Origin of the sequence: Leptospira ognonensis, from assembly GCF_004770745.1 — a bacterium.
In the GTDB taxonomy this organism is placed as follows: Bacteria; Spirochaetota; Leptospiria; order Leptospirales; family Leptospiraceae; genus Leptospira_A; species Leptospira_A ognonensis.
The window spans coordinates 148,189-168,545 of sequence record NZ_RQGD01000046.1 but is presented as its reverse complement, the minus strand read 5'-3'; the positions used below and the strand labels follow the sequence as shown (position 1 = coordinate 168,545).

20 protein-coding genes are annotated in these 20,357 nt (G+C 39.2%); 6 read left to right on the top strand and 14 right to left on the bottom strand.

The genetic code is table 11. The features are described 5' to 3' along the window. Positions 1-4: 4 nt before the first annotated feature. A complete protein-coding gene (locus EHQ58_RS16995) occupies positions 5-571 on the bottom strand; it encodes a hypothetical protein (protein WP_135625149.1) in 567 nt (188 codons plus the stop codon). A gap of 54 nt (positions 572-625) precedes the next feature. After that, complete coding sequence (locus EHQ58_RS16990) at positions 626-2,005, bottom strand: SLC13 family permease (RefSeq protein ID WP_135625148.1); 1,380 nt, start codon at positions 2,003-2,005, stop codon at positions 626-628. A 19-nt stretch (positions 2,006-2,024) separates the two neighbouring features. Between EHQ58_RS16990 and EHQ58_RS16985 the strand changes: the two genes are divergently transcribed. After that, a complete protein-coding gene (locus EHQ58_RS16985) occupies positions 2,025-2,303 on the top strand; it encodes a hypothetical protein (protein ID WP_246047417.1) in 279 nt (92 codons plus the stop codon). An 11-nt stretch (positions 2,304-2,314) separates the two neighbouring features. Further along, positions 2,315-4,735, top strand: a complete 2,421-nt coding sequence (locus tag EHQ58_RS16980) for a 1-acyl-sn-glycerol-3-phosphate acyltransferase (protein ID WP_135625147.1) — start codon at positions 2,315-2,317, stop codon at positions 4,733-4,735. Here EHQ58_RS16980 and EHQ58_RS16975 read toward each other — a convergent pair. The 3 genes from EHQ58_RS16975 to EHQ58_RS16965 are packed head-to-tail and all read right to left on the bottom strand — an operon-like array spanning position 4,732 to position 8,257. Further along, positions 4,732-5,637, bottom strand: a complete 906-nt coding sequence (locus EHQ58_RS16975; RefSeq protein WP_135625145.1) for a DMT family transporter — start codon at positions 5,635-5,637, stop codon at positions 4,732-4,734. The genes EHQ58_RS16980 and EHQ58_RS16975 overlap by 4 nt on opposite strands. Further along, the gene (locus tag EHQ58_RS16970; RefSeq protein WP_135625143.1) at positions 5,634-6,542 is read right to left on the bottom strand and encodes an AEC family transporter; all 909 of its coding nucleotides are present in this window, start codon (positions 6,540-6,542) and stop codon (positions 5,634-5,636) included. Before EHQ58_RS16970 ends, EHQ58_RS16975 begins: the two co-directional genes overlap by 4 nt. Continuing rightward, positions 6,542-8,257, bottom strand: a complete 1,716-nt coding sequence (locus EHQ58_RS16965) for an acyl-CoA dehydrogenase family protein (RefSeq protein ID WP_135625142.1) — start codon at positions 8,255-8,257, stop codon at positions 6,542-6,544. The genes EHQ58_RS16970 and EHQ58_RS16965 overlap by 1 nt, the downstream gene beginning before the upstream one ends. 16 nt (positions 8,258-8,273) lie before the next feature. Between EHQ58_RS16965 and EHQ58_RS16960 the strand changes: the two genes are divergently transcribed. Beyond that, positions 8,274-9,218, top strand: a complete 945-nt coding sequence (locus EHQ58_RS16960) for a molecular chaperone DnaJ (RefSeq protein ID WP_246047416.1) — start codon at positions 8,274-8,276, stop codon at positions 9,216-9,218. 2 nt (positions 9,219-9,220) lie between these two features. Here the strand turns inward: EHQ58_RS16960 and EHQ58_RS16955 are convergent, their stop codons facing one another. Both EHQ58_RS16955 and EHQ58_RS16950 read right to left on the bottom strand, forming a co-directional pair. Continuing rightward, positions 9,221-9,778, bottom strand: coding sequence for a YceI family protein (locus tag EHQ58_RS16955; RefSeq protein ID WP_135625140.1), 558 nt, complete (start codon positions 9,776-9,778; stop codon positions 9,221-9,223). Between the two features lie 155 nt (positions 9,779-9,933). Beyond that, positions 9,934-10,656 carry a SanA/YdcF family protein gene (locus tag EHQ58_RS16950; protein WP_135625138.1) on the bottom strand — a complete coding sequence of 241 codons (723 nt, stop codon included), beginning with the start codon at positions 10,654-10,656 and terminating at the stop codon, positions 9,934-9,936. On the opposite strand from EHQ58_RS16950, the gene EHQ58_RS16945 reads away from it, so the two are divergent. Together EHQ58_RS16945 and ligA are read left to right on the top strand one after the other, a co-directional pair. Further along, a complete protein-coding gene (locus EHQ58_RS16945; protein ID WP_135625136.1) occupies positions 10,655-11,668 on the top strand; it encodes a M23 family metallopeptidase in 1,014 nt (337 codons plus the stop codon). The genes EHQ58_RS16950 and EHQ58_RS16945 overlap by 2 nt on opposite strands. Beyond that, positions 11,669-13,675: an NAD-dependent DNA ligase LigA gene (gene ligA / locus EHQ58_RS16940; RefSeq protein ID WP_135625134.1), complete on the top strand. Its 2,007-nt coding sequence runs from the start codon at positions 11,669-11,671 to the stop codon at positions 13,673-13,675. Here the strand turns inward: ligA and EHQ58_RS16935 are convergent. Further along, the gene (locus EHQ58_RS16935; protein ID WP_135625132.1) at positions 13,672-14,277 is read right to left on the bottom strand and encodes a YceI family protein; all 606 of its coding nucleotides are present in this window, start codon (positions 14,275-14,277) and stop codon (positions 13,672-13,674) included. The two genes, ligA and EHQ58_RS16935, sit on opposite strands and share 4 nt — an antisense overlap. Positions 14,278-14,446: 169 nt before the next feature. On the opposite strand from EHQ58_RS16935, the gene EHQ58_RS16930 reads away from it, so the two are divergent. After that, positions 14,447-16,156 (top strand): cation:proton antiporter, encoded by a 1,710-nt coding sequence (locus EHQ58_RS16930; RefSeq protein ID WP_135625131.1) that lies wholly within the window; start codon positions 14,447-14,449, stop codon positions 16,154-16,156. Here EHQ58_RS16930 and kdsB read toward each other — a convergent pair. The 6 genes from kdsB to EHQ58_RS16900 are packed head-to-tail and all read right to left on the bottom strand — an operon-like array spanning position 16,139 to position 20,357. Continuing rightward, the gene (kdsB, locus tag EHQ58_RS16925; RefSeq protein WP_135625129.1) at positions 16,139-16,882 is read right to left on the bottom strand and encodes a 3-deoxy-manno-octulosonate cytidylyltransferase; all 744 of its coding nucleotides are present in this window, start codon (positions 16,880-16,882) and stop codon (positions 16,139-16,141) included. The two genes, EHQ58_RS16930 and kdsB, sit on opposite strands and share 18 nt — an antisense overlap. 1 nt (position 16,883) lies before the next feature. Beyond that, positions 16,884-17,411, bottom strand: a complete 528-nt coding sequence (locus tag EHQ58_RS16920; RefSeq protein WP_135625128.1) for a flagellar basal body-associated FliL family protein — start codon at positions 17,409-17,411, stop codon at positions 16,884-16,886. A gap of 1 nt (position 17,412) precedes the next feature. Further along, on the bottom strand, positions 17,413-18,240 hold the full coding sequence (gene motB / locus EHQ58_RS16915) for a flagellar motor protein MotB (RefSeq protein ID WP_135625126.1): 828 nt from the start codon (positions 18,238-18,240) through the stop codon (positions 17,413-17,415). 9 nt (positions 18,241-18,249) lie between these two features. Further along, positions 18,250-19,032: a motility protein A gene (locus EHQ58_RS16910; protein ID WP_135625124.1), complete on the bottom strand. Its 783-nt coding sequence runs from the start codon at positions 19,030-19,032 to the stop codon at positions 18,250-18,252. A gap of 9 nt (positions 19,033-19,041) precedes the next feature. Then, on the bottom strand, positions 19,042-19,257 hold the full coding sequence (locus EHQ58_RS16905) for a flagellar FlbD family protein (protein ID WP_135625122.1): 216 nt from the start codon (positions 19,255-19,257) through the stop codon (positions 19,042-19,044). A gap of 20 nt (positions 19,258-19,277) precedes the next feature. Beyond that, complete coding sequence (locus tag EHQ58_RS16900; protein WP_135625121.1) at positions 19,278-20,357, bottom strand: glycosyltransferase; 1,080 nt, start codon at positions 20,355-20,357, stop codon at positions 19,278-19,280.

Genomic DNA, 20,357 nt, shown 5'->3' with positions numbered 1-20,357 from the left:
TTTCCTATAAGTATCGATTGTAATCTTGAATCATATTATTAATCATGTTTCTCTCTTTATTGTATTCGATGACCTTTGCTTCTTTGATGCCAGTCTCCCAGATAAGGAAAAATGGTACTCCGAAAAGGGTAGAATGTTTTTGTCGGTATCGTTCCCTGCCTACCAATTTCTCATTCACATAAAAATCTGCGTGAAGGATTCTTTCTTGCGAGTAAATGGAAGGTAAGAGACCCAAGGTACCGATCATGAAGAGGGTAGAAATGGAAGACATCCAAAAATGCTCATACTCATTGATCTCAGAAGTATAAAGATCGATATGATGTGAACTACGAATGCCATCTGTAATGACTCGACCAAAATATCCCGTGTCTGTTATATATTTAACATATAATTTTGTAATATCGTTCAAGGATCGCTCAGATTCAGGTGAAGAAACCTTTAGCGTCAGTAATGCAATTCTCTGATTCATTACGGGACGTGAAATGATGGGAACATCTTCACTTAAGTAATTATAACAATGAGAGAAAAAGAAAAAAGTCAGGAAAATGATACGTGTCGAATTAATGTACATGACCCGCTAGAATCCTACATAAGATATCCAGTAAGGAAAAGTCTTTTTTACTTCTCAAACTGAAAAATCAATCCATCCCATCAAGTACAAGATACCTCCTCCGAGCGTCAGAAAGAATAAGAGAGATACAATGGAGATGAGACTTCCAATTTTTGCCATCTCAATGCTTCGTATCCCTCCATAGCTAAAGGCAAGCGCATTTGGAGGAGTTGAAATAGGAAATGGCATGGCAAGTGAGGCTCCAATGGTCGCACCCAGTGCCGAAGGAAAGATCGCACTCTGGGGTAGTCCCATAGTGATTGGTAATACCAAATTGGCTACAGAAGTATTGCTTAAGAAACAAGACAAGGAAAGGGACATAACACTAAAAAATACAAAAAGGAATGTTGAAGACTGGCCATCTAACGAAAAGGATTCGATCATATGTTTTGCGAGCCCGGTTTCTTCAAGTGCTTTTCCAAGCGCGATACCTCCACCCATAAGAATCAAAACATCCCAAGAAAGAGATCGAAATTCATCTAAAGTTAAAAGTTTAAATCCAAAAAACATAATCACGGGAAACAAGGCGACAGTCCCATTGGAAATCTTGTGTAAATCAGAAGTCATCCAACCAATAACGGTGACCAGAATGATAGCAAGACTAATCCTGCTTCGGTGATCTCCTCTCTTGAGTGCCGATTTTTCTGGAGCCATCAGTAGGCCACTTTCCTCGGTCTGATTCCTAAGAAAAAAGAAATACAATAAAAAAGAAAGAGCAAGGATTGAAACCACACAGACGGGGATCGCAAAAGCCATCCAAGGTAAAAACCCGATGTCGATACCTCTGTCCTTCATATAACCGATGCCAATTACATTCGGAAGTGTCCCTACTGGCGTACCTATACCTCCGAGATTTGCAGAAAATGGAACTACAAATAAAATAGACTTACGAAGATGCGAAACCTCGGATAAATTTTTCATCATGGGAGCTACTAAACCTAACATCATAGCGGCGGTAGCGGTATTGTTCATCCAGCAGGATAGAAATCCCGTTGCCATACCGAGTCCGAGAATCATAAGAATTGAGGAGCCCCTGGTCTGCTTGATTACAAATCTTGCAAGGGACTGATCTAAATTATAATGGGAAATAGCTTGGGAAATTACAAAACCACCTAAGAATAGTAATATGGTTTCAGAAAAATAACAAGACAGAAAAATGGTGGGTTTTGGCGCACCTAATCCCCAAGAGGGCAGGAGCCATAGTAATTCCAAAAATAAGATCAACAATCCAGTCACATACAAAGGAATGAGTTCGGATATCCATAAATAAGCGGCGAGAAGGGCAATCGCTAGGTTAATCTCTTGAATGTGCGTAAGATTAAACCACTTTGCGTAAAGATTAAAGCAGGCAGGAAGAATAAGAAGGATACAAATAAGAGTATGGAATCGTTTCATTGTCGCTTGACGTTTTCCTTTGGTACTGGTATCTTATTTACTAACTTCAACTGTTTCAACAAAAACAGCAAATACGGGAGATTTTACGGTGATTAAAAAAGCTTTTTTTCATATCAGTGGATTTGGACTCATTTTAGGCGGTTGGTTTATTTGCGTCATCAATGTAGGCCTGGACAGAGGAGCCACTCCTTTCCGATTTTTTTCTGTTCCGAACCTAATCGGTCTTACTCTCATACTTGTCGGTGCCTATTTTCCTGAGATCGCCATTCGATTCTTTGGAAAATCCGAAGAAAAATAACGCAATCTAAAATGCCAATTGCCTACAACGACTTAAAACAAGCCGTATTAGGAAGTGGACCAATGGGGCTCATTATAGCCACACTTGTCGCACAAAAATACGATGATGTTGTCTTATGGATTCCCGATAAGGAATTAGTAGAATCTTTAAAGAGACGCAGGCAAACAGAGATTATGGGAATTTCTCTTGAAATTCCTGATCATATTGAAATCGTTTCTAGTCTAGATATATTTGGAAGAGACGATTGGACATTTCATGTAGCAGTTCCATCAAGATCATTCATAGATAACATCCATTCTCTTCTCGATACAATCGACCTTAGAAATGATTTTGTATTTTCCATATTTACAAAGGGAGTTCTGGAAGCGAAATATAGGAAAAAATACGGCTTCACAACTTATAGCCAATATTTAGAATATTTGTTACAAGAGAAAAAACTAAAAACTTCGACGATAGCGGTTGTTAATGGACCATCCATGATAGCGGAGATTATGGAAGGCAAGCTTTCTTTCTTTAATGTTGGCTCTTCGAATAAGAAAACATCTGAGTACATTGCAGAAGTTTTTTATTCTAAAAACATTCATACTTCCACAACAGATGATATAAACGGCATGGAAATCATAGGTGTTGCCAAAAACCCAATGGCCATTGCCTCCGGAATTGTCTCTCTAATGCCTCATTATGGATCCAATCTGCTCGGAGAACTACTTTCAGTAGGCTTTCAAGAAGCGAGGGACTTAGCCATGAAGTATGGTGCCAGACCAGATACCGTAATGGGAAGGTCTGGTTTGGCTGACTTTTTAGCTACTGCGACGAGCAAAAAAAGTCGAAACAGAAATTTTGGTCGAAAAATCGTAGGTGAATTGTTAAGCGGACAGGAAAAACTTTCCATCCGAGATAAACTTGAAATTTTCTTTTCCCCAAAACAATTTATTGAGAGAGAATCAGACAAGTGGCATGATAATATTGAAGGCACATACGCCCTTAGTATTCTGATCGAACTCGCAAATGATATTCGTTTGCCGTTCACATTACATCGCATACTTTTTGATGTATTAACACGTAAGCAACCTCCAGACGCTCTGCTCCAATACATACAAGGTGGAAAACCATCAATACATGCGACACCGTTAGTAGTACCTAAAAAGCAGGGACTCACTCTAACTTCTGGAATCGATTTCATTTCTTTACTCGAGGATAGAATCCTAAAACATATTAATAACGCGCAAGGCAGCATATCTCGAATCAAAAAGCAATCGACTGCCATTATCGAATCTACTAGCAAACGTTTAACGAAAGCTAAAAGAAAAAACCAATCCCTTGATATTTCAAAATTTAGCGGCGAAATAGAAATTTGGCAAAAATTTCATAATGCTTCAAAAGACGAAGATACAACTTACATTAAGGAACTGATCCGATTTTACGTTCGTGAAATAGCCGATAATTATAGTCCCACTGTGCGAGAATCTCTTCTTCGTTTCATCGCACCTATTCGATTATTTTCAGGTGGATTCTTAAAAGGATCGATGATTCCACATATCGGCGGAAAAACGGAAGATGTCAAAGCTCTCGCTTCTAAGTATAATATTCTTTATGCTCCCACACATAGATCTCATCTAGATTCCGTGGAGGTTGCATATTCAATCTTCCATCTAGGATTACCTGTACCTCGTTATGCGGCGGGTATTAACCTGATGTCAAATCCCTTTTGGGAATGGATGTTGAAATCATTAGGGGCGTATGCTGTTGACAGAGATAGAACTCGTAATAGCCTTTATTTGGAATGCCTGACTCTTTATTCCCAGGTTATGTTAGAGCAAGGAATCCCTTCCTTAGTTTATCCAGAGGGGACAAGGTCGAGGACAGGCGCAAATGTGCCCGTAAAAACAGGCCTACTGACAACAGCTGTAAATGCGTATCGAAGTTCTGGAACTGAGATCGTAATCGTTCCTATTTCCGTATCGTATGAAACAGTGCCAGAAGACAATCAATTCTGTGATATACCTGATGAGCTGAGTATGGCTGCCTTTTTATCTAAAAGATCAAACGTATATGTTGAGTTTTGTGATCCGATTCCCATTTCCGAGTATGCACATAACGAGGATCCGACTCTCGAATTGTCCTATCGGATCTCTAAAGGTTGGAAACAATTTCATAAATTACTACCAAACCAAATCCTTGCAAGAATACTCATGGAGAATGAGCATCATATCGAAGTCTCGCAAGCAATCATGTTGATAGAGGATTTTATTTCTCGTCATAATGGAAATTACTTAACGAAAGATCCAGAAGAGATTTGGACGAAAGGTAAAAAAATCTTAGAAAAACGAAAGCTTATAGAAGAATCCAATCGCACTTTACATTCTAAAGTGGAATCACTGATCAATTATTATGGATCTATGATTCCTGAAGATGAGGATAAAAAATATTAAGTCTCTGGTGGTATATCAATTTTTAAATGGCGTTTGCCAGAATTGATTAAATAAACTGCGATCACAGCAAAACCACCACCGACAAGGACTGGAATTTGAAGTTCTTCATCTAACATAAAAATACTAGAAATGTAAGCAGAGAGTGGGACAATGAAAATGAATGAGCTTGCGATATCAGAACCTAATTTCGTCGCAGCATAAAAATATACTGTAGTTCCAAAAGTAGTAGAAATTACAGAAAGATAAAATACGCTCCACCAAAAAGATCCTCCCAAATTCCAAACATCCATCAACTTCGGATTGCCAAATGAAAATAGGAGTTCTATAACGGATCCAAATCCGTAAACATACAAACTGTAGGCGATGGGAGACATGTTTTTTCCTGATCTCTGGCTATTTAGTGATAAAGTTGCCCATGTAAAGGCGCATAACAAGAAATAAACATTTCCAGACTGGATTAGTGAGTCCATACTTTGTTCCCAAATTTTAAGGATAATCATGCCTCCTATCAATCCGAAAAAGAGACCTAACATTTGACGTTTGCTAATTCCCTTTCTAAAAATGAGTGCGACTACAAAAAAAGTAACAATCGGATTTAGTGTCGTAACTAAGACACCGCCAGCTCCAGGTAAACCATGAGAAAGTCCTAGAAAAAAGAACTGATTATAGATCGTGTAAATCATTCCTCCAACAAATACGTCTAGATATTCCTTTCCCGATTTTAAGCGAAAAGGGATTTTTAAAAATACAATCAAAGGAATAACGGATAGAAAAGTTAGAAGAAACCGCCAAAATACTAAAACATGAATGGGGACCAAATTTGAAATCTGCTTTGCAATGGGCCATGAAATCCCCCAGGAAATCATAGCGATAATAAGAAGGATTACAAATTTTAAATTCATAAAATGCCAGCTTTCATTAAATTAAGAAAAAAGTAAGTAGTGATAAAGGATAAAGGTATTCCTATACCCAACATTAGACCTGCGAGATGAGGAACAATATTTCGATCTATCGCGATGATTGTCGAAGTTACCATGGGTGCCATGGCAGATTCCAAAACAATTGTCTCATACATCAATCTTTCTGTATTAAAATTTCTGTAAACTAAGATTGTTATCACGGGTAAAACGATAAGCTTTAGTCCAAGTCCGAGCACCAAATGCAATCTGTGACCTTTCATAGTTCGTAAATTTAATAGAAATCCAACAGAAACAAGTGCCAAGGGAGATAGAGTATCTCCTAATCTCTGCAATACGACAATAAACCATGTAGGATAGGAAAAAGGGCGTGATAACACCGCAAGCAAAAGGGCAAAAACTGGTGCAAAGGTAAATACTCTTTGGAACAAAGTCTTAATCTGCCACTCCTTACCATCTGCGACTGTTGCAAAAATCAAACCTGGAAAACTCAAAACAAGAAAAGTACCAAGCTGATCCGAGATGATGGCGTATCCGATCGATTCTTTGCCAAGAAAGGTCTCTAACAAAGGTATACCTACGAAAGACGTATTACCCAAACCAGCAGTTAAGAGCAAACAGATCGCGGTTTTACGTTCCAACTTCTTAAATCGAAACAAGGCATATAAGAAGATGCCTGCAACGGTAAAAATCATCCAGGGCATCAACGCTGGCAAAAGAGTTTCTTTTGAAAATTGAATCTCATGGATATGATGGAGGACAAGGGCCGGCAGCGAAACGTGTAGAATAAATGAATTTAATACTTGGGATGTGTTCTCTGGAAATCTTTTCGATTTTCGAAACAAGATACCCAAAACAAAACAAATACAAAGTAAAAGTATATTCGCCATTAGAAATTGATGATCGATTTTAAAGAAGATTCATCCATAAACACGCCTTCTTCCCTTCTAGGTGCATCGATTCCATTGTCAAATAATTCCGCATACCCATTGGCGAAAATACTATAGATTGTTTCACTATCTTGCTTCAGGTCATAATGACTTTGTTCGATAAGTTCCGACAATGCTAAGACTCCATAAGCGATATCAGCGATATAAACCCGATTCATTTCACGCCATTCTTTAGATTTATTTCCTAAAATATTCTGTAATTCTGTGAATTTTTTTTTCAGGATTTGGTTTGCATAATCAAGTTGAGAATGAGTGACTGCACTGGCTGTCAATTTTTCAACTAATTCTTGGTATGCGGCAAAAACTTTTTTCTTCTGTAAGGCATGCAAACAATGATCTGTAATGATTAAATGTGTACCCTCCCAAGTTTCATTTATAATTGAATCATTATGCAATCTAGGAAGGGGAGAGAAATCACCGATGATACCATTGCCGCCTAAACAAAGTATGGCTCTCTGGGTAATCATACTCGCCTGTGAAGAAGATTTATACTTTAATAATGGGATCAAAATTTCGCTAACCGCATGATCAGACTCACTCAAATTTACAGACCGGAAATTGACAAAGGTCATAGCTGTTTGCAAAATTTGCATTTCTGCTAGAGTTCGTGCGAATATTGAAAACTGGTTTACATGTTTTCCATAGGCTGTTCTCCATTTCCCATATTCGAGTGCTTCCATGACAGCTCGCCTAGCATTCCCGCAGGCACCAAGTCCAACATGAATTCTGGAAACTTTGATGATGTACTTAATCAGATTTACAATTCCATGTCCAGGCCTTCCAAATTCCTCCGCCTCAACATCGTCATAAATAATTTCTACCGTCAGCTTGCCTCTTGATCCAATGATATCTTTTTTTCTCAGAATGTGATGTCCATTTAACTTTCCATTTTCTTTGATTCGCGGGACAAGAAACATTCCGATGGTATTGGTACCTTCTAGTTTTGCCGTAGTTACCCAAAGATCGCCTGGATTCGAACAAAACCATTTTTCACCTGTCAGTGACCATTTTCCATTATCTAATTTTTTAGCAATCGTTCTGTTAGCGGATACATTGCTCCCACCTACCCTTTCTGTTACATATTGGCCTGCCATAAAGTGGGAAGCACTTCCTTGCCCGGCTACAAGAGGTAAATATTTTTCTTTCTGCTTTTCCGTTCCTATTTTTTTTAAGGCGAGAATCATACCATCTGTCATGGCCAGAGGACAAGCAACTCCGCCCTCGCCATTTAGATTCATTAAATAAGTCAACGCATAACGATGGATATTTGGAAAATCAAAATTCCAATCTTTGTGAAAGTCAAGATTGACAACACCATACTCATAGGAAATCCTCCGTGACTCGGTCTGTTCGATAGAATATTGAATTTTATCAATTCGTTCTCCCGTTCGATCGTATTTAACGACCTCACCATATTTTCCATCTTTATGTGATTTTTCTGTTAGTTCATCTAGGATTCCCCCGACGATTTCTCCATAACCAGATAGATGGGCTAGCAAGGCCTTCTTATGGTCCTCACTAAAATTTTCTGTATACCGAAAAACCATTCTCTTTAGGGCTTGGTCTAAATCGTAAAAATTCTTTCCACGAAGACCGTTATAGTGTGAAATATCATAAGATTTTAAGGACGGATGTTCAGAAATATGATGGTTCATACTTCCAATATAGTAAATGGAACAAGGTTTCACTAGCAAAAAAGAAACTCGTTTCTATTTTGGTTTTAAGAAACAATTCGGCAAAATGGTCTTGAAAGTAGAAACAGGGAAATCTAAACAAATCCTAGGTGATGTGATCTTTGAATTACAAAACCACAGTGATTCCATGCATTGGTTTCTCACGTATGAAAGACTTGCGGAATTACTTGAAATACGTAAGGAAGACTGTCTTCGTAGATTGTATCAGTTTAAAAGCTCAAAACCACAGATGTCTTTGTCTGGCGGTTTTCACGAAGTGGATGGAGAATATCTCATCGATTTCCTAAGCGAATTGCTTGATATCGACGACATACCGAATGATTTTTTAAGAGCGGGCATTTTCTTTAGTGAACGACCGCTTTACGAACTAAGAGAATCTTATAAATCTCTCATCCAAAGGACTATAGAAAATCACAGGCTAGACAAAGAACTACTTCTCCTTCTCGCAACAGCTACTATCGATTTTGATGACGCGGTCGATTCGTATTTGATGGACAAATTTGAAATCGCCTTTTTCGTAAATCGCTCCATTCATTTCTTTTTGGAATCTCAAGAGATTCAGCCAGAATATGGTGCGGAAGAATTTTTAAGAGAATATTTAAATGCTCTCATTCCCACAAAAATTTTAAATTTCCGGGATATCACTAAAGAATTTCGGGATCGCACCTATTATGAGTTATTTGGACGCATTCGGTCTGATAAACCAAAGAAGAAAAAACCAAAGAAAAAAATCGATTTAGAATTTGAAGAGCTATTGGCATTTTTCGATTTAGATATCGAATCAACCATCGTCGATGTGAAAAAGAAGTTCAAATTATTACTAAAAAAATATCATCCTGATATCAATAAAAAAGGCGAAGAGATGACAAAAAAAATCATTATCAAATACAATCGCCTCATAGCATTGTTCAACGAAAAATAAATCTACTTCACTTTGATCTGAAACAAATATTTTATTTCGATATTGTCTTTTGCTTTCATAAATAACAAGGATGGGTTTTCTAACTCGTACTCTGAAAATTTTGCAATTACTTTGCCTTCAACAAGAATGATGTTTGGATCTGTGCTATCTAGATTTGCCGATGAAGAAAATTCTTTTGTTTTTCCATGAATCGTAAGTTTTCCTGTGATCGTATAACCAGCTGTCGCATCAAATTTTACTGCTTCTACCTTAACAAGAACATTTGGGAAGTCTGGAAATCCCAAGATTTCTTTTATGTGCGAATCTCGTCCTTCGTCGCCCGAAGAAACTTTGCTCACAGGAACTGTGATTAGAAATGGGGACTTAAGAGTATATGTTTTGCCGATAAGTTGAATGCTTACAGGTTCAGTAATGACTTCGTTGCAAATTCCAGTGACTTCTTTAGTCGTGTGATCCACAAAAAAGCTGATTTCCTTTTTTAGAATCTCGGAAGCAAATAAGTTATTCGTTAATAAGAATAACACCAAGGAAATACCGATAAATTTTTGTTTTTGATTCATACTCTAGACCTCTCTATATTTAAAATGTAATCATTAATACAGCAATGGATAGTGCCGTCAAAGATGAGATCAAAAGAAACGGCAGAATGAATTGCTTTATCTTCATATTTATCATGATGAGAGTACAAGCCATTCAAGCAATGCATTTCTAAATTTCAATAAATAGAACCTTTCCAAGTTGCTACACCACTGCCATTGATTGGAAAAGGATCTCCTAAATACTTAGGTGGTGTTTCCGATAAGATATCCCAGAGTGCAAGCTGGCGTGCAAAAAATTCTCTCATCCCGTAAAAGCCTTCCTTCTTATACGTTCTTAAATTACATTCATAAGCAAACAGTTTGAGTTTTAGTTCATTGCCTAAATACATAGCGCGAGGTAGGAAAAAGTTTTGGCTCACAAAAATCGCATCGCTCACTAGAAAAACTTCTTTTGCACGGATCAAAGTATCTAACGTGCGAAAGCCTGCATGATCCACAAATAAATCCTCAGGTCTTACTTGATTGCGTAACATAAAATCTAACATGGGTTTCAGTTCATTATAATCTGCTTGTCCGTTGTCACCGGAGAGTAATATTTTTTTAACTTTTTTCAATTTGTATAAATCAAGACCACATTGCAATCGATCCGATAGAATGGTGGATGGAGTTCGTCCACGCACGGAAGCACCTGGGATGATAGCCACCTGGGCCTGTGGCAGATTTTCAGCTACGGAGGAATGGATAGAAGATTCATAGGCCGCATCAAATTGGTAATCAATATAGAATCCAATGGCAAATGCCAAAAGACATAAGATTCCTAGTCCTTGGAGCGGGTATTTCCACTTGACCGAGGAAAGGAAACGCGATGTCTTATCTATGTAGGATTTAACTTGGTCCATGAAGAAAAAAATCGAAGACTTAAAATCTGTTTTCTCACAGGACAATCCTAAAATCAAGAAACAGATTGATCGCGTCAAAGAAAAAGGACACCAGAGAATGACTGTTTTGGTCATTCCTCATGGCTATGATAGCTCTTTTCACTTCCAAATTTCTGTCTTCACCATTCTTTTTTTTGTAGGACTTTTAGTTTCCCTGCTCACCATTGCGATTTTTGCCGTCGTACGATCCAGCAATACAAGGTCTCAGATCAACCAATTATCAGAAATTTACGGTAACTACTTTGATAGCTACCTAACGCACTCTACGCAGTATGAAGAGATGCGAGATGAATATTCAAAACTCAATGAAAACCTCCTAGAAATGTTTACTTTGATCGACGGCCAAGATGAAGAATTGTTAAAAATTCCACCAGAAGATTTCATCCAGGCAAACGCCTATGAGTTTTTGCAGAAAGAGGAACGTGAGGACGGACAATTGGATGTCGGACGTAAATATCTAAACGAGATATATGGCCTGAGAACGTTAAAGCAAAGAATGTCCGTCAACCAGAAACTCATGGATGCCAATTTTGATTTTCTATTTCACCGAGCTTCCATTTTAGAAGCTACGCCGCTGCAAAATCCTATGCTTGCCTATAATATGACTTCACCCTTCGGCATGCGCAAGTCACCTACTTCTGGTTATTGGGAATACCATGATGGAGTCGATTTGGCAAATGCCACGGGAACGCCAATCTATGCAACGGCTCCGGGTCGTGTCATAAAAGTATCCTATGGAAATGTAGGCTATGGTCATCACATAATCATCCAACATGATTTTGGTTATCATACACTTTATGGTCATTGTTCACGGATTTTGGTAAGACAAGGTCAGGATGTAAAGCAGGGCGAACTCATTGCTGAAGTGGGTGCTACGGGAAATGTTACTGGTCCTCACCTTCATTACGAGATCCTACAATTGGATGAAGGAAAATTAGACCCAGAAGAATACATGCAATCAGGAATCTATTGATTGGAAACTGAAGATAAAATAAAAAAGCGAATTAAATCACTCACCAAAGAAATCAATTCGCATAATGATCGTTACTACAAATACAATACTCCTAGCATCCCTGACATAGAATATGATGCTCTTTTTGCTGAATTAAAATCATTAGAAGAAAAATATCCCGTATGGGCAGCAAAAAACTCTCCGACAAAATCGATCGGTTCCGATCTTACAAATCAATTTACTAAATTTAAACACCAAGTCCCTGTACTATCACTCGAGAACACGTATAATACTAGCGAGCTCGAAGAATGGATCACAAAGACGGGAATGGATTTGGAGTATTCTCTCGAATGGAAAATCGATGGCGCTTCGATTTTATTGTATTATACGGAAGGAAAACTAACGACCTGCGTCACCCGGGGTACGGGTGGTATTGGCGATGTCGTTACCGAAAATGTAAAAACGATCCAATCTCTGCCACAGGTTTTAAAATCAGATCTAACCGTCACGGTTCGCGGTGAAATTTTTATGAATTTTTCAGACTTTGAGGAATTCAATGAAGAATATGGCGGGAAATTTGCCAATCCTCGGAATCTCTCGGCAGGTTCCATAAAACACAAGGATCCAAATGAAGTCGCCAAACGTCCATTACGTATTTATGTATATGATGCTTATTTTGGAAATGGAAGGAAAGGCATTCACACTCATGAAGACATTTTAGGCATTCTGAAAAAAGAAGGTTTCCCTCTCGCACCTGATACAGAAATCCTCACAGGTTTAAATCTTGTCTCTAAAATAGATTCCTTCAAAAAAAAGAAAGACAAGATGCCATTTCCGATTGATGGACTCGTGATCAAACTCAATTCCCTGGAAAAAAGAGAATCTCTAGGTGAAACCTCCCACTCTCCTCGATGGGCACGAGCATTCAAGTTTGATGCTTTGATGATGGAGACAGAAATTGAAGCCATTGACTATGCAATCGGTCGCACTGGAAAAATCACTCCAAGAGCCCGGGTCACCCCAACTCTACTCGCAGGAACGACGGTAACATACGCCACCTTACACAATCAAGACTATATTGACCAACTTGGAGCCGGGATAGGCGCTAAGGTTCTCATTTCCAAACGAGGAGAAATCATACCTGCAGTGGAAAAAGTAATCCAGGCTTCAAAAATGGGAGTTTTTAAGCTTCCGAGTAAATGCCCTGTTTGTAATACGAAATTAGTTAAGGTGGATGATTCAGTAGATTTTTTTTGTACTAACCGATACTGTCCTGAGAGAGAGAAAAATACGCTCATCTTTTTTTGCTCAAAAAAACAAATGAACATTGAAGGACTCGGTGAAAAACAAATTGAATTATTTTATAATAACAAATGGATTCATAATATTGCTGATCTCTATCGCTTACATAAAAGGAGAAAAGAACTAGAAACATTAGATGGCTTTGGAGAGAAATCAGTTAAGATAATACTCGAAGGAATTGAAAAATCAAAAGAAAAAGATTTTCGGTTCACCTTACCTTCGCTTGGTTTAAATGAAATAGGACCAAAGGTTACCGAGGTTCTGATTGAAGCTGGAATTGATTCTTGGGAAAAATTGCTTTTACTCTCTAAAAAAGCCACTGCGGAAGAGGAACTTGAATCTATACACGGGATCGGTCCACGAACCATTAAAGCTCTACTTGAAAATGCAAAAGACAAGGAAACGAATAAGTTAATCAAAGATTTGATTTCCTTAGGTGTTAAATTTACAACTGACGAAGTGGAAAAAAGTGAACTCCAACCATTTATTGGTCAATCCTGGTGTGTGACAGGAAGTTTTGAGAATTTTCAGCCTCGAGACAAGGCAATGGACCTAATCACAAAACACGGAGGAAGAAAAGTTTCCTCCGTCTCTTCGAAAACCACTCACTTGTTATACGGCCCAGGCGCTGGATCGAAATTAGACAAAGCGATTGAGCTTGGCGTCCTGACCGTTACGGAGGAAGAATTTTTGAAACTCCTAAAAAAAGAGAAAATTCCATTCTAAGGCTTACATTCTTTTAGGAGGGTGGAGGTTACCTGGAAATCGACAGTCGGCCAGAGAATGCTTTTACCATCAGCTCCCTTGTGTAGGTCGGAACAAACTTCATTCAGTTTTTGAATTCCAGATCCCATTCCGAATTTTAAAACATCTAGCGTGCCTTTCAAGATCACGGTATTTTCCGAGATCGTATAGGTTACCGGAATAGATTCCTTTTTTTTATTGAGTTCAAGCTTGAGCACAGCCGTGCCACCAGTAGGCGAAACAACAATATTGGTAAAATGACCTTTAATCTCTTTTACGGATCCAAAAAAATAGGTTTTGATTTTTGCATCTCGATCCGGATTATTCGAGTTCACCGAATCCGAAAATGCAACGAATTTCAGATTCTTCAGAGTTTCGATTACAGAAGACGATCTTTTCGTCTTTTTCACGTCAACTTTCTGAATTGATCCTTTAACGCCCGTTTTCTCAGTAAATTTGAATGCGGTCCATTCTAAAGTTGTTTTACTGGAATCATAGTCATATTCACACTTTTCCTCAGCTGCTAGGCTATTTCCGAGCAGAAAAAACGATAAAAGGAGCGCGAAAGGAATGATGTTTTTCATAGAGTAACCTTCTCCAACTAAATGTTAACCATTAGACGATAATGTCAAGACCTGAAGTCTGACGCTTTTCGTATAAATCCGTATATTATGCTTCTGTTCAGACTCATCTAAAAAACGACTTTCAATATAAGCCGACATCTAAAATATCTTCCGTAAAGAGAATCAAATTATGCATGGTGAAGAATCATTATTAACAGATATAGGATTGAGCATTATTTTTGCTACCATCCTTAGCCACATCGCTAGAGTTTTAAAACAGCCACTTATTCTTGGTTACATCATTGGTGGCGCACTTCTTGGGAAGGAAATGGGGTTTTCGCTCGTTACAAACGAAGCCTCCATCGAATTGATTTCCGAAATTGGTCTCATTCTCCTACTTTTTATCATCGGTCTCGAGATCAATCTCGGGGAACTGGCAAAAATGGGTAAAGCGATGTTCCTTCTTGGCATCCTTCAGTTTACACTCTCCGTTGCTTTCGTCTATTCTGTGTTTCCCTTCCTGGGATTACCGATCGGATCCGAAAAGTTTGACCTTCTTTACATTGCAGTCGCTCTTTCTCTTAGTTCCACGCTCATTGTTGTTAAATTGCTCCAAGACAAAGTTGAGATAAATACTCTCTCGGGAAAGTTAACCGTCGGCGTTCTTGTTTTCCAAGATATCTGGGCCATACTCTTTATGGGTGTACAACCAAATCTCAATAATCCAGAAATTTTAAAAATCTTGGGTTCTGTGGGTATCATCGTATTACTTTTGATTTTCAGCTTTTCCATTAGTAAATATGCACTTGCTCAGGTTTATAAAGCGTGTTCTAGTAGTCCCGAGCTTGTTCTGCTAACGTCTATCATGTGGTGTTTTGTGGTATGCGGTGTCGCGGGTGAAGTGGGACTCTCGAAAGAGATGGGGGCATTAGTTGCAGGCATGAGTATCGCAGCATTTCCTTATGGTGCAGATGTCATCTCTAAGCTCATCGGAATCAGAGACTTTTTTGTTACTTTATTTTTCGTCGCATTAGGCTTAAAAGTCCCCATGCCAAATGTTCAAGTTATTGCCATCTCCATGGCTATCATTGTCCTAATGTTTTTCGTACGGATGATTACCATCGCACCAGTTATCATATCACTGAAAAAAGGGGTAAGAAATGGGTTTCTCACATCGCTCAATCTAGCCCAAATTTCTGAATTCTCGCTAGTAATTATGGCACTCGGTGCTGGTTTTGAACACGTAACAAGCCAGTTAAAAGCCGTTATACTTACTTCCACGATCATTGCTTCGGTTGTTTCCACTTACGTGATCATGTTCAATCATCCGATAGCTGCTGTACTCACTCGCTGGTTATCAAAATTTGGAATCTCTGATCAGACGGAAGAAGAAAAATCTGCTGATGGTGCCCATGGACACGCCGCAGGTCACGGTGGGGGGGAGGTTCGAGATATCATCGTTCTTGGTTACTTTCGAATTGCTCGTGCCTTTGTGAGTTATTTAGTTGATCTTTCGCCTAGCCTAACGAAACGCATCATCATTGCAGATTATAATCCTGCGTTCAAAGATGAATTAACAGAAAAAGGATTCAAATGGGCATACGCTGATTTGGCACATCCAGAATCGCTGACTCATATTGGTTTGCATGATTCTTCAATGGTAATCTGCACCATTTCAGATAGCTTTCTTAAAGGAACGAATAACACACGTTTACTTTCGACATTGAGTAAATTAGCTCCTCATGCGAAAATTGTATTAACTTCGGATGAACCTGATGATGCTAAGAAATTAGTTGTTGATGGGGCAGATAAGGTGATCGTTCCAGGTGTGATTACGGGAGAGTTTCTTTATGACTATATCGCATCAGGCATGAGAAAAACCTCAAGAGATCAAACCTAGTTTTTTAAATTCTGCTTGGACAACCAGCAAATCTGCTGGTGTATCCACTCCAAGATTTGCTTTGTTTGCAAGATAAACTCCGATTTGCCTTCCTGCTTGGAGGGCACGCAACTGCTCTAAAGACTCTGCTTCTTCCCAACTCGATTGGGGAAGTGAATGATACTGCAAAAGAAAGTTTTTTTCGTAACAATAAATTCCTAAATGGCGATAGTATTTAGCTTCTTTTTTGAAAGAAGCAGGAATTGGTGACCTTGAAAAATAATTTGCCTTGTATTGATGATCAAATACGACCTTTACCTTGTTGGGATCTTTGGGGTCTTCTGAATCTATAAAGGGAACTGCTGCCGTCGTCATTTCCCAATCCTCATGTTTCTTTTTAAGCGCGACGACACCATCTATCAACTCGTGCTCAATTCCTGGTTCATCACCTTGGATGTTTACGATGATTTCAAATTCTAAAAGCTTTTCGCAGACTTCGATGAGTCTATCCGTACCTGTTGGGTGGTCTTCCCGAGTCAGGATCACATTACCACCAAACTTCTCTACCGTGTTTTTTATTTCTTCATGATCCGTCGCAACCACAAGATGGTCGATTGATTTAGATTTCAGAGAATGAATAAAAGTCCACTCGACCATGGTTTTGTTTCCAATCATGGCAAGTGGTTTGGCCGGAAATCGGGTGCTCGCATAACGCGCAGGAATAACACCCAGGACTTTTTTGGTCATATCAGTTCACTAAAAATTCAGTAAAGTAAATCTCTTTGATTTTTCCATTTGTCAAAATGTGATTTAGATGTGCTTTGATCTCTTCACGTAAATCTAATTGGTTGGTTACGGATTTTAGTTCATCTTTCGTCTTACGAGCAATTACCAAGTTAATAATGTTTTGCATTTGAGCTACGCGGGTCGCTAATTCCTGAGATAATGCAGGCTGACCAGCTTCAAATCCAAGCGACATCTTTAACTTAACAAAATGAGACTCGCCAATATCCGAAGTATTGACTCTAAACTCATCTTGAAAGCTATAGATATCTAGCGGAGGCGGTGCTTTTACTAATGCTACGTTTTTCTGTTGTTTAAAGACACTCGTTGCAGTCTTCTGAGCAACAAACATTGATATAACGGTAACAATGATGATACCAAAAATCGCAGCGGCTACATATAACAACCACTTAACGATAGGAGACATCCCGGCACCGGAAGGACTACCCTCGGCTAACCCACCTTCTTCTTCATCTACTTCACGGTCACCCATGTTAGTTTTCTCCTTCTACATTTGTTTCGGTATTTGGTAAACGTGACTCTGGCAAACCATATTTACTTTCGCCTGGTGCACGTTTCGTTGATTTTTCTGTCAGAATGATAATATCTACTCTTCTATTAAATGCCTTTGCTTCAGGCGTCCCATCATTTTCTAAAATCATGGGACGGTAAGATCCAAAGCTTACGGCTTGGAACCAACTTGGATCGATTTCCTCAGAATTGATCATGAATACGGTTGTATTGACTGCTCTCGCGGCTGCCAAATCCCAGTTATTGATATACTCTCTTTCCTCACGACCTGGGCGATTGACAGGATTGACAGCATCATCATCACTATGGCCTTCCACTCTGACGAATCTTTCCAATCCATTGATCAATCCAGCCGCCTTTCTTAAGGTTTCACGAATGGAAGGAGTCAGAATGGCAGAACCTGGATAAAAATAATCTGCACCAACAAGAGAAATAATTAAGCCTCTTTCATTTTCTGAAATTCTGACCTTACCCGCATCTACTTCTGGTTTGAAAATTTCTTGCGCATCTTTCTTTGCTTTCGAAAGATTTCGACCTACAGTTTGTGAGGGCAATGATTCGATATTCATTCCCATTTCTTCCAAAGAGCCTTTGGAAAGAGTTTGGCCACCCGTAAAGAATCCAGTCGTCGACTTAAATGCAGAGAGAATGATCTGCATCTCGCGAGCATCTGTTTTTCCTGTCGTGTAAAGAAGGATGAAGAAACAGAGGAGCAGTGTCACCATGTCCCCGTAAGTTGCCATGAACTCGGGGACCTTTTGAATGCACTCTGGACATTTAGCTTTTGCCATGACGAAAGATTATTCTCCCTCTTCTTTCAATGCAGCTCTTTCACTCGGAGTTAGGAAGCTGGCTAATTTCTCTTTTACGATCCGTGGATTATCTCCTGACTGAATCGATAAAGTTCCTTCGACCATGACTTGTTTGATTACGAGCTCGTCTTCAGATCTTCTTGTTAGCTTACGTACGAGAGGCGCGGCAAGTAAATTCTGAGCAAGTGAACCATATAATGTTGTAATTAGGGCTGTCGCCATACCCTGACCGATGGCACTCGCATCACCACCACCTAGGTTTTTTAGCATCCCTACGAGACCAATGAGTGTCCCTAACATCCCGAAACCAGGCGCAAAACCGGCGTAAGCATCTAACCAAGATCTTCCGTAAAAGTGGCGACCTGCGGTATTAGAAATTTCAGTTTCCATGATATTTCTGACGAGCTCTGGATCCGTTCCATCCACTACAAGCTGGATGCCTTTCTTTAAGAATTCTTCAGGGAGTTCATTGATATCATCTTCAAGGGCAAGTAAACCTTCCCTTCTCGCCTTTTCAGAAAAACTTACAAGAGTGGTAATTAAATTTGGTAAATCAAAGGTTGGATTTTGAAATGCTTTTTTGATTACAGCAGTAACTCCCGTGGTGGAAGTCCAAGGGAATGAAATGATGGTGGCTGCGGCAGCACCTACGAATGTAATCAAGATCGAAGGAATATCGATTAGGTCCCCGATGGCAAGACCCCCAGATACAACACCGAGGCCCATCATGGCGACCCCTAGACCTAAACCAATGACTGTAGCTATATCCATGTCTGTGCTTTATCCTTCCTCGGTCTTTTGATGGGCTTTAGGTAAATGATGGATTCGAGTTTTATAGCTTAAAACTTTTTCCATAACTTCTGCGACCGTCTCTGTAACGATGAATTTTTTTTCCGTCGTTAAAGTGATGATCGTATCAGGATTTGCTTCTATCGTCTCAATGAGTTCTGCATTGAGAATAAATTCTGCACCTTTTAGCCGATGTAGGATGACCAAGAGATCCCCCTATGAGATTTCTACTTATGTCTATCGACTGACTTTAGAATTTCGCTTACGAATTTTTCTTCCGTAAATCTCTCAATGGAGCTTTGAAAATCTCTACGGCGCAAGGAGATCTTTTCTACGTCCAAAATCGCCTGGTTTAAGGCCTCGGGAGTCTGTTCCTTAAAAAATGCCCCCGTTTTTCCTTCCGTAACCGTTTCGAGTGCACCGCCCTTTGCAAATGCGACGACGGGAGTGGCATAACTTTGAGATTCTACGGGAGTTATGCCAAAATCTTCCATCCCTGGAAAGATAAATCCACGGGCCCTTTTGTAATATTCAATGACCTCTTCCCTAGGCAGACCTTTTTTCCAGATGATATTGGAAGGAAGATTTTTTGTAAGTTTCGCTTCGTCCTGCCCGCCTCCGATGAGGACAAGCTTCCGACCATTTTTTCGAAAGGCTTCAATCGCGATATCGAGTCGTTTGTAGGGAGCAAAAGCGGAAACGATGAGGTAAAAATCTTCTTTGGAATAGTCCTGCACTCGGAAATTTGTAGAAACACAAGGTGGATAAATCACCTGGTAATCTCTTCGATAGTATTTTTGAATGCGTTTTCCCACAAAATCTGAGTTACAGGTGAAATGATCCACTCTGTTTGCGGAGGTACTGTCCCAAGTTCGTAAGTAATTGGAGATCATTTGAAATGCGAGGAATTTGAAACCGCTCTTCTTTGGAAAATAATCATAATACATGTCCCAGACGTAACGCATCGGAGAGTGAATGTAACTTAAGTGGAAGGTATTTGGATGAGGAATCACTCCCTTGGCAACGCAATGAGAGGAACTGATGATGACATCATATCCTTTTAGATCTAAAGATTCTATGGCAGTAGGAAAAAGAGGCAAGTAGTATCTATAAAATTTTTCTTTAAAGGGAAGGTTATTGGTAAATGCCGTGATGATTTTTCGATCCTCGATGCGAGCATTCAGTTTTCCTTTATTATAAAATAGCGTAAAAAGATCCGCAGAGGGATAAGCCTTTAAAAGAGAATCAAGAACAACTTCGCCACCTCTCATCCCAGTGAGCCAATCGTGTATTATTGCGACTTTCAT